General features: G+C 38.4%; 14 protein-coding genes. 6 read left to right on the top strand and 8 right to left on the bottom strand.

The annotated features are described in order from the left end of the window. The first annotated feature begins 116 nt into the window (after positions 1 to 116). Complete coding sequence (locus tag AC1WHX_RS04085) at positions 117 to 1,181, top strand: winged helix DNA-binding domain-containing protein (RefSeq protein WP_122337738.1); 1,065 nt, start codon at positions 117 to 119, stop codon at positions 1,179 to 1,181. Positions 1,182 to 1,190: 9 nt separating this feature from the next. On the opposite strand, the gene AC1WHX_RS04080 is transcribed toward AC1WHX_RS04085, so the two are convergent. The 3 genes from AC1WHX_RS04080 to AC1WHX_RS04070 are packed head-to-tail and all read right to left on the bottom strand — an operon-like array spanning position 1,191 to position 6,837. Further along, positions 1,191 to 2,711, bottom strand: a complete 1,521-nt coding sequence (locus AC1WHX_RS04080; RefSeq protein ID WP_302544811.1) for a DUF6850 family outer membrane beta-barrel protein — start codon at positions 2,709 to 2,711, stop codon at positions 1,191 to 1,193. Between the two features lie 17 nt (positions 2,712 to 2,728). Continuing rightward, positions 2,729 to 4,009 carry a DUF4876 domain-containing protein gene (locus AC1WHX_RS04075; protein ID WP_302544810.1) on the bottom strand — a complete coding sequence of 427 codons (1,281 nt, stop codon included), beginning with the start codon at positions 4,007 to 4,009 and terminating at the stop codon, positions 2,729 to 2,731. Between the two features lie 23 nt (positions 4,010 to 4,032). Beyond that, entirely contained in the window at positions 4,033 to 6,837 is a 2,805-nt protein-coding gene (locus AC1WHX_RS04070; protein WP_302544809.1) for a TonB-dependent receptor, read from the bottom strand. A 172-nt stretch (positions 6,838 to 7,009) separates the two neighbouring features. On the opposite strand from AC1WHX_RS04070, the gene AC1WHX_RS04065 reads away from it, so the two are divergent. The 5 genes from AC1WHX_RS04065 to AC1WHX_RS04045 all read left to right on the top strand — a co-directional run bounded on the left by AC1WHX_RS04065 (position 7,010) and on the right by AC1WHX_RS04045 (position 12,125). Continuing rightward, on the top strand, positions 7,010 to 8,803 hold the full coding sequence (locus AC1WHX_RS04065) for a DUF6383 domain-containing protein (RefSeq protein WP_303116616.1): 1,794 nt from the start codon (positions 7,010 to 7,012) through the stop codon (positions 8,801 to 8,803). 67 nt (positions 8,804 to 8,870) lie between these two features. Further along, a complete protein-coding gene (locus AC1WHX_RS04060) occupies positions 8,871 to 9,458 on the top strand; it encodes a hypothetical protein (RefSeq protein ID WP_278584439.1) in 588 nt (195 codons plus the stop codon). Positions 9,459 to 9,463: 5 nt separating this feature from the next. Next, a complete protein-coding gene (locus tag AC1WHX_RS04055) occupies positions 9,464 to 10,348 on the top strand; it encodes an ABC transporter ATP-binding protein (RefSeq protein ID WP_022599909.1) in 885 nt (294 codons plus the stop codon). Between the two features lie 22 nt (positions 10,349 to 10,370). Further along, positions 10,371 to 11,042, top strand: a complete 672-nt coding sequence (locus tag AC1WHX_RS04050) for a hypothetical protein (protein ID WP_122337733.1) — start codon at positions 10,371 to 10,373, stop codon at positions 11,040 to 11,042. 30 nt (positions 11,043 to 11,072) lie between these two features. Beyond that, entirely contained in the window at positions 11,073 to 12,125 is a 1,053-nt protein-coding gene (locus AC1WHX_RS04045) for a DUF4857 domain-containing protein (RefSeq protein WP_122337732.1), read from the top strand. 66 nt (positions 12,126 to 12,191) lie between these two features. On the opposite strand, the gene AC1WHX_RS04040 is transcribed toward AC1WHX_RS04045, so the two are convergent. The 5 genes from AC1WHX_RS04040 to AC1WHX_RS04020 form a co-directional block, all read right to left on the bottom strand. After that, on the bottom strand, positions 12,192 to 12,629 hold the full coding sequence (locus AC1WHX_RS04040; RefSeq protein ID WP_009318198.1) for a PepSY-like domain-containing protein: 438 nt from the start codon (positions 12,627 to 12,629) through the stop codon (positions 12,192 to 12,194). A gap of 174 nt (positions 12,630 to 12,803) precedes the next feature. Further along, positions 12,804 to 14,087: a sensor histidine kinase gene (locus AC1WHX_RS04035; protein WP_009318199.1), complete on the bottom strand. Its 1,284-nt coding sequence runs from the start codon at positions 14,085 to 14,087 to the stop codon at positions 12,804 to 12,806. A gap of 14 nt (positions 14,088 to 14,101) precedes the next feature. Beyond that, complete coding sequence (locus AC1WHX_RS04030) at positions 14,102 to 14,782, bottom strand: response regulator transcription factor (RefSeq protein WP_009318200.1); 681 nt, start codon at positions 14,780 to 14,782, stop codon at positions 14,102 to 14,104. A gap of 201 nt (positions 14,783 to 14,983) precedes the next feature. After that, complete coding sequence (locus AC1WHX_RS04025) at positions 14,984 to 15,688, bottom strand: hypothetical protein (protein WP_481228871.1); 705 nt, start codon at positions 15,686 to 15,688, stop codon at positions 14,984 to 14,986. A gap of 334 nt (positions 15,689 to 16,022) precedes the next feature. Further along, positions 16,023 to 17,511: Kelch repeat-containing protein (locus tag AC1WHX_RS04020; RefSeq protein WP_481228869.1), on the bottom strand; the 1,489-nt coding region annotated here is incomplete at its 5' end.

Here is a 17,511-nt window from a genome sequence, read left to right as displayed (position 1 = left end):
TTTATATACTCTTCTCTTTCCCGCTTATTTTTAATGAAACGGTATTATTTATTAATATAGTACACACCGATTTTATTTCTTATTTTTTTAATTATTTTTACGGTAAAAAAAAGTATATGCTCATAAATATCCGTTTATATAGCCAGCAATTAACAGAACCGACATTCGATACCCCTAAAGAAATCGTATCATGGATGGGAGCTATTCAAGCACAAAACTACAATATGGCGAAATGGGCAATCAGTATCCGGCTCAAGCACGTCACAGATAACATCATAGAAAAAGCCTTCCAACAGGGAGAAATATTACGAATGCACATATTGCGTCCTACATGGCACTTTATTATTGCAGAAGATATACATTGGATGCTGAAGCTCTCGGCGCAGCGAATAAAATCCGCCAATGAGTCCTTCGGGAAAAATCTAGAAATAACAGAAAAGCTATACACAAAATGCAACCGGTTAATCGAAAAACACTTAACAGGAAATAACCACCTCACCAAACAAGAAATCGGAGACATTTTGAAGAAAGAAAATATAAAAACCGACATACCTCGGTTAAATAGATTTCTTATCCGGGCAGAGACAGAAAAAATCATTTGTAGCGGAATAAATAAAGGGAACAAACAAACTTATGCTCTACTCAACGAACGTGTTTCTCCTGCCAAGGAAATAACGAAAGACGAAGCTCTTGCCAAACTGGCAAACAAATATTTTCAAAGTCATTCTCCCGCCACATTAGAAGATTTTACATGGTGGTCAGGATTATCTGTTACGGAAGCCCGACAAGCTATTGATTACATCAACTCTTCCCTGCTAAAAGAGCAACTCGACAATCAAAAAGAAATATTCATCCATGAATCATATTCAAACAAAAATTTACCTCAAAAAAACATTCTCCATTTTTTACCCTCATTCGATGAATATTTGATCAGTTATAAAGACCGAAGCGAGGTCTTAAACGAAAAATACCGGGCAATGGCATTTAACAATTACGGTACATTTTACCCCGTTATTTTATATAATGGAAAAATTTCGGGTAACTGGAAACTTCTTCGAAATAAATCAGGAATAACTATAAAAACATCTTTTTTTGAAAAAACGACTTCTATTAATCAACATCTTATCGAAAATGCAGAAAAACGATATAAACAATTTATCGATTCTTTTTCTACCACCTAAAAGCCTATATTAAAAAGATATTCCTATCGCCCCTGATATATAGTCAGACTTGACTTTGCTCATGTAGCAACCATGCTTCCAAGCAGCTTTAATCTGTAACAGATAGTTCTTCAAAATCCGATGCGAGAACTGTATGCCAATATCAGAAAATATGCTGTTCGATGAAATAAAACGGTAATTATGATAAAGCATATTCAAAACTCCGGAATCTGTTATTTCCGTTTCCGACAAGGCAATATCCGTGTTAAAAGCACGAGAATAGCCAACTCCTGCATCTATCTGCAAAAAACAATTTTCCCATGTCTTATATCCTCGAACAGAAACGTTTCCGGACAAACGATTTTCCTCAAGTGAACGAGACGGATAAATATATGATGTTTTGTTGCGCTTATAGGTAACTTCAGGCGACAAAGACAATTTATAACCTTTCGCAATTTCCGCCTCATACATACCGACAATACCGGCGTAGAATATATTGTTATGATACTGTTCTACCTCGCCTATTTTCGGATAAATTTCATTCGCTGCATCACCGAACAGAATTTCAATTCCATTTCTACAAGAAACATTACCATACCCTTTTACACCCCATACTCTGTATGTCGTGGCATTACGGTAACCTATTTCAAATTTTCCGGAATGTTCATGTATCAAAGCCATCGGTAATTCATTCAAAGATGAAATTATTTTCTCACAAGAATAATAACGATAGGAGAACGTCCCGGAAAATCCGCTTTGTTCATGAGAAGAGATTCCTATATTTCCGCCAAAAGATTTTCCTTTATAATACGCACTGTTATTATTCCCCGAGAAACGGGCATAGTCCATTCCCATTCCGGTAAAATGATAAACTTTCGACTGACCTAATTCGCTATAAAATTTTATTTCATTAGATTGCTTATACTTTGTTGCAAAAGCAGACATCCCGATGCCATAATGAGTTTTTGTCCGCAACGAGATACCTAACGAAGCATTCAACTCTCCAACAACATTTTTAGGACGAGGGTCGATATTCCTAAACTCCACGGCAGCCCGATAATCCAACGTTCCGCCCCAAGTGACACGACCATATTCCCGTGCATATCCTCCGGCAAAATAATATTCCTCGCATCTTAAATCTCCGCCGACCGAATCTCCCAAAACATAAGGATACACCCAATCATAATCGGACGTCTCGTTCCAAACGACATTTCGTTTCACGCCGTTTCTATAATAAGCCTGCCCCCATAATTTTCTATTTTTCAGAGAAATATACGAATCCACATCAAACGATCCGCAGATCAAACCGTCTCCTTTTTGCAGAAATATCGGTTGATCTTCATCCGAATATTCCACGATTGCATTTACCTCGGTAAGAGTTAAGGCATGCTGATAATATTTTTCTGCAGGATTACGATAAAGCAAATCGAAAAAAGTCTCTCCGAAAGAATTATTCCGCAAATTTCGCTGCATGACAGAAAGCGTATCCCCGGCATACAAGAAAGCCGGACACAATAAAAGCAACATAACGACAGCACACCCTTTTTTCATCTCACTTTCAATTTATGTTACTCAGTCTTAGGCGTTACACCGTCATAAGTAATATTCACAGCCGGAGTACCATTGGCATCCGTGGCCGTATGTTGTTCTTCGATCAAAGAAGGTACACATTCGGTATTAAAGTCATCAGAAGAGTTATTCGTGTCTTTCAACACCTTTCTACCGTCACGAGTAATATACAACAACTTTCGGCGAACGCTTTTAAAATAACGAGTTTTATCTCCGTCGATCGTTCCGCAATGAGTCCAGCCCGAATCCAAAGACGGATCGGTAACATTCCATACATAACGAGACTCGACACTTGTATTCACAGCATCTATAATCCACTCATTAGGAACTTTATAGGCTGTTTGTTCCATAGGGAAAGTTCCGGCAGGCAATACCATGACATACTTATAAGTATAAAGATAATCCTTTAAAAAGTCTTCTTTCTTTTCCGGAATACGAGCTAAAGCAAAAGCCCTGAACCCCCGATTATGTAGAATCCAGAAACTAAGTGTATAACAATAGTACTTATCCAGATTCGGAACTGTCGGACTGTCGATATCCATATGCGCAGGAACAGAAGATTCATCATACCATTCAAAGTCAGCACGACTCAAGTCGAATGAATTCGGATTGGCAACCCGATGATCCATACCGGTATCACAAATTATCAAAGATTCCCCCGGCTGTACAGGATGGTCTGTCCCATTCCCGGGTATCGTATAAATGGCTTGTACCGTCATCGCCTCTTTCATAATATCCGGTGTATAGTCATATTTGGTAACCGTTATAAACTTAGATTCCATAAAAGACACACCGTCAGCATACAAGACATGATCGGTATTGTTATAGATTTTGACATATTGATCGCCATTATACTGTTTTCCAGAAGGTTGCAACGTTCCGGTAAAAAAGATTTCTTCAATAATGAAGTCGTTTTTATCTTCTAACAAATAGGACTCTAACGTAACCTTCACATCTGTCCCGAGTACTTTTAAAGAAGCCTGATAACCCCTTAATTTTCCTTCTGTCATTTCCCCATTTTTCAAATAAGTGACACTTGCTTCATAACTACAGTCATACAATCCCTCAGGTAGCGAAAACTGTTTAGAATTGGAATACTCGGTTTCCATTCCGGAAGATATATTCTTGAATTTCACTGTCTCATACTGCACAGACAGTTCTTCTAAATCGGATGGATACTCAATCAATATATCCACCGTTGTATGCGGAATATCGCTTTTCTCCTCACAACTGACAAAAAGAATAAAAAAAATAACCAGAAAAAATAACTTGGATCTCATTGTTCTTATTATAATTTGATATATTACAAACTAAAATTCAATTCCATACCGAAATAAGGATTTACATTTCTTCTTATCCGCAATCCGTTAGAGGTATAATCCGGAAGATAATCCAAAATACGGTTAGCGAATAAAGCAAGTTTCAGATATTTACCGATCTGTTTCGTTGCTTTAAAATTGACATACATAGCCATCGGAACAGTTTGTTTCTTAAACGAATCGGCATTGTACGTCTTCACCAAAAACTGCAACTTCATATCTTCTGCAGACTCCTGCGTATAAGGATGTAAAAGCCCGTCATTCACATCAAGATAACTTACCGGTACCCCGTTCTGATACATTCTTTGCGTAGAGACAAACCACATGCACTGTACCGATGTCGAGAAAATAAGTCCCCATTCCGGGATTTGCGTATCCAACATAAAATTGGTATTGAATTGTTGATTTATTCTCCCGCTATTCCAATCATACAATCCGACATATTCTTCTTGAATCGGACGGTTATCCACTACTTCCGAAACCGTTTCAAACATAGGCTGACTATTCGTATAAGTAGATTTGAACCAGGCCCCGTTAATAATCACAGATGTTCTCAACGGCCTGATACGCTGAGATGTAAATTGAAATTCCACCCCTTCTTTTTCTAACCGACTGCCATTCGCCGCTTGCATATATCCATCCAGTTTCCGGGTATCCGTATAAGAAATATCCTCCAATGCGGGAGGGCCTTGTAAAGATCCTGCATCAATAGAAGATGCATCATATTTACGATACTCAAAAGGCATATAATAAGAAGAGTAACGAAATCCGGATGTCAATCTTTCTCTAAAATATGTCACAGACAGGCGATTACCGTTATAAGATATATCACTTCTTACTTCCCATTTCCGATTCCTCGAAGGTTCTAACCGGTAATTCGTGATATCCTTGATATAAGTACGTACATTAATTCGACTATATTCCAACGGTTTATTAACATCATAATAATTTAACTGAATAATATCGTTATACCATTTGTTAGGATACAAATAATCTATGGTCGGCATTTTTGTCGTCAATCCATACCCCCCTGATATATCTATATTCAAATTATGACTCCCCAATCGGATAGCTGGAAAGCTCCATCGAGAGTTAATACGCGGATCAAGATAAATTTTCCCTTGTAGCAAATATGCCGGACTCATACCGACCAAAGAGATCGAACGGACACCGGCCAACGTCTCCCATTTATGTTTACCCATACGAGCGGTAATATTATCTTCCAGAAAGAAAGAGAGGTTTTGCAATGCAGGTATATCCTTATAAGCCCTCGGTCGTGTAGTCCATCCGCTTGTTACGATCGGGTGGCTTATATCATATACTTGCCCCCGGCCTCTGTTCTTCGAATAGTTCCATTCCCCTCCGGCTTTCATACTATTTTTAACCTTACCTAAAAAAAATTCCAATTCTCCCTTCATTTTCAAAAACGCATTCAACGGTTTGCCCTCACTTAAATAATCGGCAACATATTGTCCCAAAAGATAAGTTCCGTCATGTACCCCCTCTTCCATACTGGTCGGAGCTACCGTCGCACGTTGAGGAGACATCAGTTTCGTCCTCTTCAACCTGTCCGACTGAATACTTACAGAAGAGTTGAGCTCTATAGATTTTATCAAATCTACCTTAGGGAAAGTCCACGAAAAATTATTCGTAAAAGCCGTCCGGTTATACGTAGATTTATATTTATCTATTTTCTGATATGACAGATCGGGATCAGTTTTTACATTATCAAACGAACCGGTATAATCGACACCGGAGTTCCATCCCATATTCCACATCTCTTTTTTAAGATTCCACGTCGAGCGCACCGAAGCATTGATACGTTTATAATTCTCGAGATTATTTCGCGGATCTACTTTCGAATCGAGATATCCCCCGTCTATATTCAAAATCAGATCTTGTCCCGGAACGGCAAATCCCTTACCGACAGAAAAAAGCTTACTGTATTCATCTGCCTTAAAACGAGCGGTAAACGGAGTCGATTTCCTTATCCGCTTAATATTCACCAAACCGCTGGTAAGATTTCCATATTCCGCAGAAGGAATTCCACGAACGATCTCCACGCTTTCTATATCATCGGTAGATATGGAACGCATATCCACACCTTTATTCGTTATATTTCTTTTATACTCGGGAGAACTCGAGTCAGAGCCCGAAGGAATATACTGCATACTGGCATCACCGTTAATCGGAGCTCCATCGACAAGGAATAAAGTACCCAAAGAGGAGATAGAATAATCGGGATTGTCGCTTTTTTCTCCTGAAGCATTCAACGTACCCGTTTCACGTAACGTTATCGTATTGGCTACTCCCATATTGGGGGTCTGGGATATATTTCCCGGCAAAAGTTCCAACAAATCTGCAAAACTCGTAGGTTGCAAATGCGCCATTGCAGCTCTATCGATTTTCGACGAACTAACGATCCCCGGTGACTCGGCAGCAGTTATCACAACCTCCTTCAACTTATTAGACCGGGCAGTCATATTTATCTGTAAAAAAAGGTCGCTCTTCAGTTCGATCTTTTTCTGCCACGACACATATCCCAAATAAGACACCTGCAAAACATACTCCCCGGGCAAGACAGAAGAAAATTTAAAATTTCCGTTCTTGTCAGACAACACGGAAAATGTATTTTTCCCTTTTAATTGTATCGTAGCGAACTCAAGTAACTCCTTCGTGAGCGTATCTCTTACACAACCACTGAAAATTACTTTATCCGGGACAGCCCGGACAAAAGGGAAATACAAAAACGTCACAAAAAAAATCAGAATTATTTTCTTCAAATTCATCCCCGGAGATACCTATATTAATGCGATGCGAAAATAGAGTGGATATTATCATCATACAATACCTACAAATACTGATTAATACTTTATAAAATACCTAAATCAAGTGATTTCACAATTTTTCTTCGGTACATATTTTTGCCGTGCAATAAAATATATCTAAAACTAAGTGATAATGAAAAAGATTTTACTATTTGTTTCGATTTTATGTGGATTGACTGCCTATGCGAGCGACATCGATTTTCAATGGGCAAAAACATTTGTTTCTCCTATGGGAACAAGTGCACATTCTCTTGCAAAAAGTGCAGACGATAAAGTCTTCGCATTTGCCGGTTTCGGGTCCTCCGGAGCTGCAGATTCTCTTTCTTATGGTGAAGCTATAATCGGACACGGAGCTCCCTACGACGGAAGCAGCTCCTCCGGAAACTCAAACATCGTATTCCAAAAATTAGAAAAAAACGGAGATCTTGTCTGGTCTGTATATAGCTGCTGGGGCGGAGCCTCTCTTTCTGACTGTGCTTACACCCCAACTACCGACGGAGGAGCATTCCTTGCTCTGAAATTTTATCATACCAACTACGATGCTGCAAAAAACGGGAAATTATTGTCTTTGGTCGATGCATCGGGTAAAACGACAGATGTCATTTGGGAATATCCGGGATACTGGGTATATCAAGGAATTTTAGTAAAAATCAGTACAGAGGGAAACGTTGAATGGACTAAACTGATCAATGTAGATTATTCTCCTGTACCGGGAACGACATCGAGTACCTACAAAAACTATACTCCGCAAGGATTCTATTTCTATGGTGCAGCCGAAGACAATGAAGGAAATCTGTATATTGCCGGAAATTATCGGAAAGAAATGACTTTCGTTAAAAAAGGAGGAGAAAAAGTTATATTGACACCTCACAATACCGAAGGCTGGACAGGAGATCCCCAATCGAGTGTCGGAGACCTGTTTTTAGTAAAATTAGATGAAGCAGGAAATTATCTGGGACATATAACTACTACCGGAACTGCTGCAAGAGAAAGCATCAACAATATCACGTATGCCGATGGAAAAATTTATTTCTTGGGTATGGTAAAAGGCGCATCGACAGAAGATTCTGAAATAAAATTAGGAAACACCACAATACAGCCGACAAAATTCGATGATATACTCGTAGGAGCTGTTAATACCGATATGACCGTCGCATGGGTAAAACATTTTCCCGCTTTCGGTGCGAGCAACGGAAAACATACTACCCAAAACAAAAAAATGGAATTGCAAAACGGGAATTTATATCTGATGGGACACGTTGTCGGAGGTTTCGGGACAGACAAAACCGAAGCGCTGATCGAAGGATCATCCACTATGCAGACTGGTTTCCTTATCAAATGCAGCGCAACTGACGGGACTTGGTTAGGCGGAGCTATCGGTGAGAACTCGATCGGAGGATATTATGGCGCATTCGAAGATGAAAACGGAAAAATCTACACATACGGTTATGCTTTAGGAAATGCTTATCTTATAACCTATAATACTTCTACATGGGAGATAGAGAATGAATATAGTTTGGTAAAAGGCGGATCAACTACCGCATGGGGATGCCTGTTCGACGAAGGACAACTTCTGACCCTCGCCCGCAGTAACGCAAAATCTGCTAACACTATTTTAGATGGTGCTTATACAATAGAAAGCCGAAAAGATGCCGGATCATGGATCACGATTCTTACTTCTTTCGAAATTCCGGAACTGGGACAAACTACCGGATTGATTTCTTCGGAAACAGCCAAAGAGCAAAGCGTCAAAGTGTACAGCGGAAAAAATCAGATATTTGTAGAAGCCGGAGAATCTTCTGAAATACAAATTCTGAATACTTACGGACAAATCGTGAAAAGCATGACCGTATCGACAGGTAAACATGCGATTTCGATGCCAAAAGGAATTTATATCGTGAACAAGACTAAAGTGGTTGTATATTAACTATTAAAAAGCATCCATGAACCTGTTAGCGCAGGAAATGGGTGCTTTTATTATAAAAAAAATTATTATGAATAAGACAATGACTTACATCGCTTCTTTATTATTATGCATAGGGAGCGTCAGTTGCGGAAACAACACAAAACAACAATCTCAGAATACGGCAGAAGAGCAAGCAATCGTATCTACCGGAATGGAAGTCGATTCTCTTCTCGCAAACGCTGATTCGCTGGCTGAAAAAAATATAACGGTACAAGGTATTTGCACACACACTTGCAAACACGGTGCTAAAAAAATATTCTTGATGGGAAGTGACGATACGCAGACGATACGTATCGAAGCAGGTGAATTAGGACAATTCAGCCCCGATTGCGTAAACAGTATTGTCGAAGTAAACGGTATATTAAAAGAACAGCGGATCGATGAAAACTATTTGGTACAATGGGAAGAACAAGCCAAAGCGAAAACCGAAGAGAAGCATGGAACAGGAGAAGCCGGATGCAGCACCGAGAAAAAAGCTCGGGGAGAAACCGGAAACACGACAGAAGAACGGATTGCAGACTTCAGAAAAAAAATAGCGGAACGCAAAGCGAAAACCGGAAAAGATTATCTCTCTTTTTATTTTGTAGAAGCAGAGTCTTATAAGATCTTAGAATAAGAATAATGGAAAACGTCATATCATGTAAAAACCTGACTCATTATTATGGGAAAAGGCTTATTTATAAAGATTTGAGTTTCAATGTCCCGAAGGGCCGCATTTTAGGGCTTTTAGGAAAAAACGGAACGGGAAAGACAACAACGATCAATATCTTGAACGGCTATTTGAAGCCTAAATCGGGAGAATGCCTTATCTTCGGGCGGGATGTACAAAACATGGAACCGTCATTACGTCGTAATATAGGCTTACTGATAGAAGGTCATATCCAATACTCGTTCATGAATATCCGGCAAATCGAGAAATTCTATGCCTCTTTTTATCCGAAATGGAAAAAAGAGGCTTTTTACGAACTGGTCGGAAAATTAAAAATCACCCCGACTCAACGCATCAGCCGCATGTCTTGCGGACAAAGATCTCAAATAGCTCTCGGACTTATTCTCGCCCAAGATCCCGAATTGTTGATTTTGGATGATTTTTCGTTAGGTCTTGATCCCGGTTACCGAAGGCTTTTTGTCGATTATTTGCGTGAATATGCCCGTGCAGAGCAAAAGACGGTTTTTCTCACTTCTCATATCATTCAGGATATGGAACGCCTTATCGACGATTGTATTATCATGGATTACGGACACATAATGATCCAACAACCGGTAAAAGAGCTTTTAGGCTCTGTAAAACGGTATGAGTTTACCGTACCCGACCGATATGAACCAAACGGATATTCAGGATTCTACTATCCTTCGAAAATACGAAATCATGTAGAAACCTTTTCTTTCTTTTCGGAAAAAGAGGCAGAAGAGAAACTCAAGTCTCTTGGAGTTCCCTTTTCCGGACTAAAAGCCGAATCAGTCAATCTGGAAGACGCATTTATCGGTCTCACCGGAAAATATTAATACATTAAAGACTCTTCTCAGAATGGAAAAAGCATTATGTTATAAAGAATGGATCAAAACCCGATACTATTACTTCTTGGCAATACTCGTGTCATGGGGTATGACCGGATACTGCATACTTAAAATCAACCGGGCAATAACGATGAAAGGCGCACCTCATCTATGGGAGGTAATGCTCGGGAAAGACGTAGTTTTTATCGACTTGTTGACTTATTTACCATTGTTGATCGGGATATTTTTGGCATGGGTACAATTTGTTCCTGAGATGCAGCAGAACCGGCTGAAACTAACATTGCATCTGCCAGTATCGCAATACAAGACAATCTCGATCATGTTATCTTTCGGAATCATTTTGCTGCTTATCGGATTTGCATCCGACTTTTTGCTGTTATGGCTTTATTTGCAGAAGTTCTTTGCAACAGAACTGACATCCAGAATATTGCTGACCGCGATTCCTTGGTTTACAGCCGGAATTACCGGATATCTATTAACCGCATGGATATGCCTCGAGCCCACATGGAAACGCAGAATACTCAATATTCTTATTTCCGCAGCAATACTCCGCATCTTCTTTTTATCTTCTGTTCCCGAATCTTATAACTGTTTTTTACCTATACTCATTCTATTTACAATACTGACTCTATTCTTCAGCTTATTATCGGTATCACGATTCAGAGCAGGAAAACAGGATTAATATTAAGATACTAATATAAAACTAAAAATCATGATACGTTTCAGTAAAATACTCCTATATATAACCATAATTCTGTTATTATTCTGGTTGATTCCGTGGGGATACGGCTTCATTTTTTCAAAACCTCAAAAAAATCCGTTTATTTTATACAGTACGGTAATAAACGATTTCGCCATTTTGGAAAATAACGGAAAAGGAACGGAAAGAAAAGATCTGAAAGGGAAATACTATACCGAATCGGAATTCGACAGCATATTGCCGATGTTCTACTACCGGCAATTAATCGCGGACGAAAGATTCCCGGAGGAAATAAACGGTGTCGCCTTGTCTCCGAAAATCGCACAAACGGAAAATTTCATCTTCCGCCATCAGCCGTCTGACGTGAATTGTAAAAAACCGGGACTTTATCCTCTTTTGGAATCGATGTCCGGCAGAGTCGATCTGAAAATGCCGGATGATGTTTTCAGGATAAACAACAACGGTATCGAGTTCATAGATATAAAAACAAACAGTATCGACGAAAAGAAAAGCCGCATTTACACAGATGCCATGAAGAAAAAAGGATTTTGTTTCCCGGCGAATATCATAGCCGGAAATACGACTGCCCGAAAAGATTATGACGAAGGTTATCTCATTACAGACCGGACAGGATCTTTATATCATTTGAAACAGGTAAAAGGACGCCCGTATTTCAGGAAAATAGAAATTCCGAACGGATTGAAAATAAAATATATTTTCCCGACAGAGTTTAAAAATCGGAAATACCATGCTTTCCTGACCGATGACAAAAATGATTTGTATGTTTTATATACCAAAACTTACGAACTCAAAAAAAGCGGTATTCCTCACTTCAACCCGCAGAAAGATGAAATTTCTATTTTCGGAAACATTTTCGACTGGACGGTATCTTTATCTAATCCTGAAGAAAACAAAATATATGCATTAGATGCCGAAAGTCTCCGGTTATTAAAACAAATAGACTTGGCGAGGCTTTATCCGGATATCCAGCAGAATAATTTTCCTGTCCGACTTACTTTTACATCATTATCCGATAAATACGTATTCCCCCGTATCTCAATGTAACTTTACAAAAATGCGCCCGGAAAGATGAATTGCTTCCGGGCGCACTCTTATAATCTTCTGCAAAGATCAATCATCATAATCTATCAGACGAAACTGCTTGTCAAATGTCAACTCTATACCACCTTTCAACTTCACTTCATACTCTTTCGTATCTTGTTCAAACTTAATAACCGGTATATCCGGATGATTTTCCTTTAAATATTCAACAATCGGAACAGGAACAATACCGGCAGGAACCATACTGTATTTACAATCCACCTCTTTCAGATCGCCATATTTACGAAATTCGACTTTATTGCCATTCACGAAAATCACTTCATATTCCTGATCGAACCAACTCTTATCCACTTTTGCCAATGCAACTTTCAGATCGGGAAAATATTTTTTGATAAATTGCTGGGCTTTAGCAGGTAGCTGATCCACACGAATAGGACGATCTTCTCTCGCATAAGTCGCAGTACTAAGGGTAAACAAACAGATAAACAGAACAAATAATTTTTTCATAATCTCTTTTTTTCGTTTATAAAAAGACCTTTAACTCAACTGTCATACAACCGTTAAGAATGACCTATGTGACAAAAATGAAACACAAATCTGAAATGAACTTGAAATAGAGACAGTAAAACAAACCGAAAGAAATTATCCAAACCACCGACCCGAACAAAATTTGAACAGGTTCTAAGGCAGTTTATTCCATGAAAGGATAAAACGATGCTCTCCCCCGACATACCGATAATCGACCTCTATTCCATAATATTGTCCTATAGCTTTAACAATAGCCAAACCCAAACCGGTCGATCCTTTCTTCTTAGAACCTTGATAAAAACGGTCAAAAATACGCTCTCCGTCTAAAGCTCCGGAATCTGCACCGTTACAAAACATAATTCCCGAAGCGTCCGTTATGATACGGATATAACCATTGTCCGAATTGTGGACATAGGCATTCTTCAATAAATTCGTGACAAGTGCCGTCGCTAATGACTCATTCATATCAACAATCAACTGAGAGCGCTTTTCCAATTCCACCTTTATGTTCCGGTAGCTATATATATCTTTGTACAAATCCAGTTGCCGCTCCAATAATTCGTTCATATTTACAGAAACATTATCGGTAAACTGTCCGCTATCTATTTTAGAAAGGAACAAAAGAGATTTATTGAGGCGGACTATATACTCGATCGTCTGCCGGGTTTTCAAGATTTCGACCAATTGTTCCTCCGTAAGCTCGGTATTGTCCGTCAGCCATTCGAGACGGTTTTGGCAAACCGCCAACGGGGTCTGTATCTCGTGAGAAGCATTCCCGATAAACTGCTTTTGCTGATCGAAGAGCTGTTCGGTTCTTCTCGCATAACGAATCGCCGCATCATTCAATTTTTTAAACTCCGATATCTTCGTATCATTTTTCAAAAGTTTGTTTTCTCCCCCGACAGTATAATCATCCAGCCAATGCAATAATGTATAAAGCGGACGCATACTCCGGTAAAAAACCCATGTGTTTATCCCGATAATAATCAACAATAAAGTAACATATAGCACGATGATCCAGTTCAGAATAGAATTACGCAAGTCTTCTTTCTCAAAAGAAGGTGTCGCTACAGTCAGCTCAAAATAAACACCCGAGTCATTTTGAAATATGGTTTTCAAGATTCTTGCCGGTTCGGTATCTTGCAAACGGGGAATGTAAATTTTCGCATCCGTATAGCTGATAGCCGAACGGCTTTCGGCATATTCCCGGGTTACTTCTCTGATCTGATAACTGTTATTCGACCCGTCACCTGATGAAAGTGTCTTCTCTCCTGCCAGTACCTGCATAATAATCATATCGGAATAGTTCTCGAGCGCATCATCCACCTCATCGTTAATCTCCGTCTGCAATGCAAAATAAAAAAAGGCCGCCCAAGCCGTCAGTAAAATCACCAAGGCGACCGAAACCCGCAATATGATCTGATATATAAGCTTCATTCCACTATAACCGGTTATCCGGCAACGACAAGTTTATAACCGAATCCGTACACCGATTTTATTTCAATTTCAGCTCCCGCATCTCTCAGCTTTTTCCTCAGGTTTTTCATCTGCGCATATATGAAGTCGAAATTATCCGCCTGATCGATATGATCGCCCCATACGGCTTCCGCCAATACCGATTTATCGACCAAATGACCGGGACGAAGAATAAAATAATACAATATATCGTATTCTTTACGAAGCAGAGGCACATCAGCGCCATTTACCGATACTTGAAATTTATCGGGCGACACGACCACATTTCCCAACTTGATCGTATTTTCTCCATTCCCGCGATTACGGCGCATCACACTTTTTATTCGTGCAGACAGTTCCGCCAGATGAAAAGGTTTCGCCAGATAATCATCCGCACCTAAATCAAGACCCGACACCTTATCCTCTATCGAATCTTTTGCCGATATAATAATGACATTCCCCTGCTTTCGTAACGCTTTAAAACGGTCGAGCAAATCTAAACCGCTACCGTCCGGCAGCATAATATCCAGTAAAATGCAGTCATAACTGTAATCTTCGATCTTTTGCAAAGCCTGACCGTAAGTTGCGGCAACCTCGACAACATAACGCTCTTTCTCCAGTGTTCTCTGCATCAACTCTCTCAAAGAAGGTTCATCTTCGACAATCAGAATTTTCATTTCCTACTGTTTTAAAATAAAGAATCGCATCCGATTTATTCTCGGATCGTCTCTGTCCTTTTTCGATAAACTAAAAACAACCTGCAATTCAAAGATAAAAGATAATCCTGAAATAAAACTGAAACTCCGAGAGAAATATACAGACATCCTTCTATAATCATCTAACTTTTAGAGACATTCCGTTTAAGATAGCCTTCCATTTTATCTTATTTCCAGAGTATCTTTAATAATCTCCATAAAAGAATATTGATATTCTACGCCTAATGTCGTATAATATTCCTTACAGAATGCATCATAAACACTTTTAGCAACACCTTTCTTACCTTGGGTACAGAGTATACGTATCTTGGTTGACAAAGCATTCTCATTGAGGTAATCATGTTGGAATAAAACATCAGATATTCGTATTTTGAGGGGATCCGGTAAGTCTTCCTGTTTAAGTAAGTTACAAAGTAAATCAATTGTTTGGCTGGAGAAATCACTTTTAAACGTATCTACCCATTCTGTTTCAATATTAGGCAGCATCATTCCATGCAATAATAATTCCAATAATTGTTCAATATTATTATTGTTGCCATTTTTGTTATAGAGATATAATACTTCAAGATAATCGCATGTAACATCGGTATCTAATTTTATGCTCCAAAATCCTTTCTGGTTAATAATTTTGATATCACCGATCTTTTCAAGTATGTTACGTAATTTGCTCATATATACATTACGGATATTTTGTGCGGCATCTTCAGGTTTTCCGGGCCATAACATTTGGATGAGTTTATTACCATTTATGCCTTTTTCACATTTTCCGGTATATAATATCAATGCTATAAGTAACATTTTCAGAGTACGTGTAAATAATAAGGTTATATCATTTCCCTCTTTATCTACAATGCGAAAGCCTCCCAAAAAACAGATGCATCGTTTCGAAAAATCATATTGCTTTGCAGAGAATATTTCTTCATGTATATTATTGACATCTAAATTATTATTAAGACTTGCCTTATATTCGGGGGCAACCTTATGTTTTCTTTTCTTGATATAGATAATGTAGCTTAAGATCGCGATAGCAATAAGGGATAATAATATAATAATAGTTACCCAATAATTATGTGTTTGTGATGTCTCTTGCGTATTGTTGGTTTGTATAAAACTTGTTGCAGGAATTGGCGGGTAGTCTAATTCGTAAATTTCTACATAAGATTTTCCCGATACCTCAGCTTCATGTATGACTAAATATAGTTTATTTAATTGTTGGGAGAAATATATATTGGGGATTGTCTCTATTTATTTTTATTAATACTCCTCCTTCTTGGGTGCAGAATACATAAAAACAATTATTGGCTTTATCATAAATCATGTGTTCGCAAGGTTGGAATTCTCCTCCTTCTATTGGGGTGATATGTTGCCATAATCTGTGTACATTATAAGTCTTTAAATCAATAGCATATAAATCATAATAATTTTGTGGAGATAATTCTTGCCTTCCGGATGGGCATCCTCGTCCGCCAAAAACATACAAAGTATCATTGACTATCACTGAGGCACATGAATATCGTGGATCTATCTCTTTTAATATATATCTCTGTTGAGGCTTCGTATGGAACGGATAGCTGATCAAGAGTTCATTATTATAACGATAATGTCCATATCCTCCAAAACTAATCAGACTGGAATCTTCAGGGTTAAATACACAAGTATTGTTCCAATAATCATGGTCCTTTTGGGAGACTATATTATTGCCCCATCGATGGCTGATAGGGTTCAACGATGAGTATATGTTCTCATCCAAGTTATATGAGAGAAGTTGATTCTGATCAGAGATAAACACTAATTGATTAGGATAATTTGATGCTATTTCTCCTCCTTTTATAGAAATTGTATCTGTTTTCTTTTCTCCAAGATGGTACACATATAAATTATTTTTATCCGTAGCCATATAAAAAGTCCCTATATTAGGATCAAACGCTATAGAAAGAGATGAATCGAACGTCGCGGAATATAATTTGTTCCAAGTTATGTATTGGTCGATAATCCAATGAGGGTTATAGGTAGTCGCAGGTTTGTAAAATAGCTCGTCATAACAAGTATTTCCGTCATGATGACCCAATTTCCATCTTCGTATTTCTTCTTTCCCTCTGTTGATAGTTATGTCTTTGACATTGACTGATGCAACATCTGCTAAAGAAAAGTTTTCAAACGGACAATATCCAAAAGCGATTCGAACACTCTCGGTATCTTTCAATTCCGGAAATTTAATAAATGCGGAAGTCTTATCATAGATCAGGTTTATATCACCGGTCTTAGGGTCAATACTTATTGAGACGTTAACCCATACTCCTTTTTTTACATTCTCGTCAGAAAGAGGATGTACTGTTTTACCTGTGACTAAAATAGGGTAGCGCTTATCATTTTTATCAACGCTATACAATAAATCTATATTCTGATTATTGTTGGTTATTATTCGGAATATGCTACCAAAAACATTTTCTTCTCTTGTGAATATACTGAAACTTAAAGTGAGTTTCTTTTGGAAAGTTCTTATCGGATACCCATTTTCTAATACGACACTGGTAAATTCGTCTTTGGGGTATGGATATGTTCGAATATATAACCCATACTCTTTTGGAGATGCAGCAATCGCCGTACATATTGAAATAAACAAAAACGTTAATAAATTCAGTATGCTTTTCATAGATAAAACACAAGAAATATATGCAATTAAACAAAAG

This window comes from Coprobacter sp. (assembly GCF_982436375.1).
This window is presented reverse-complemented; position numbering and strand designations above follow the sequence as displayed.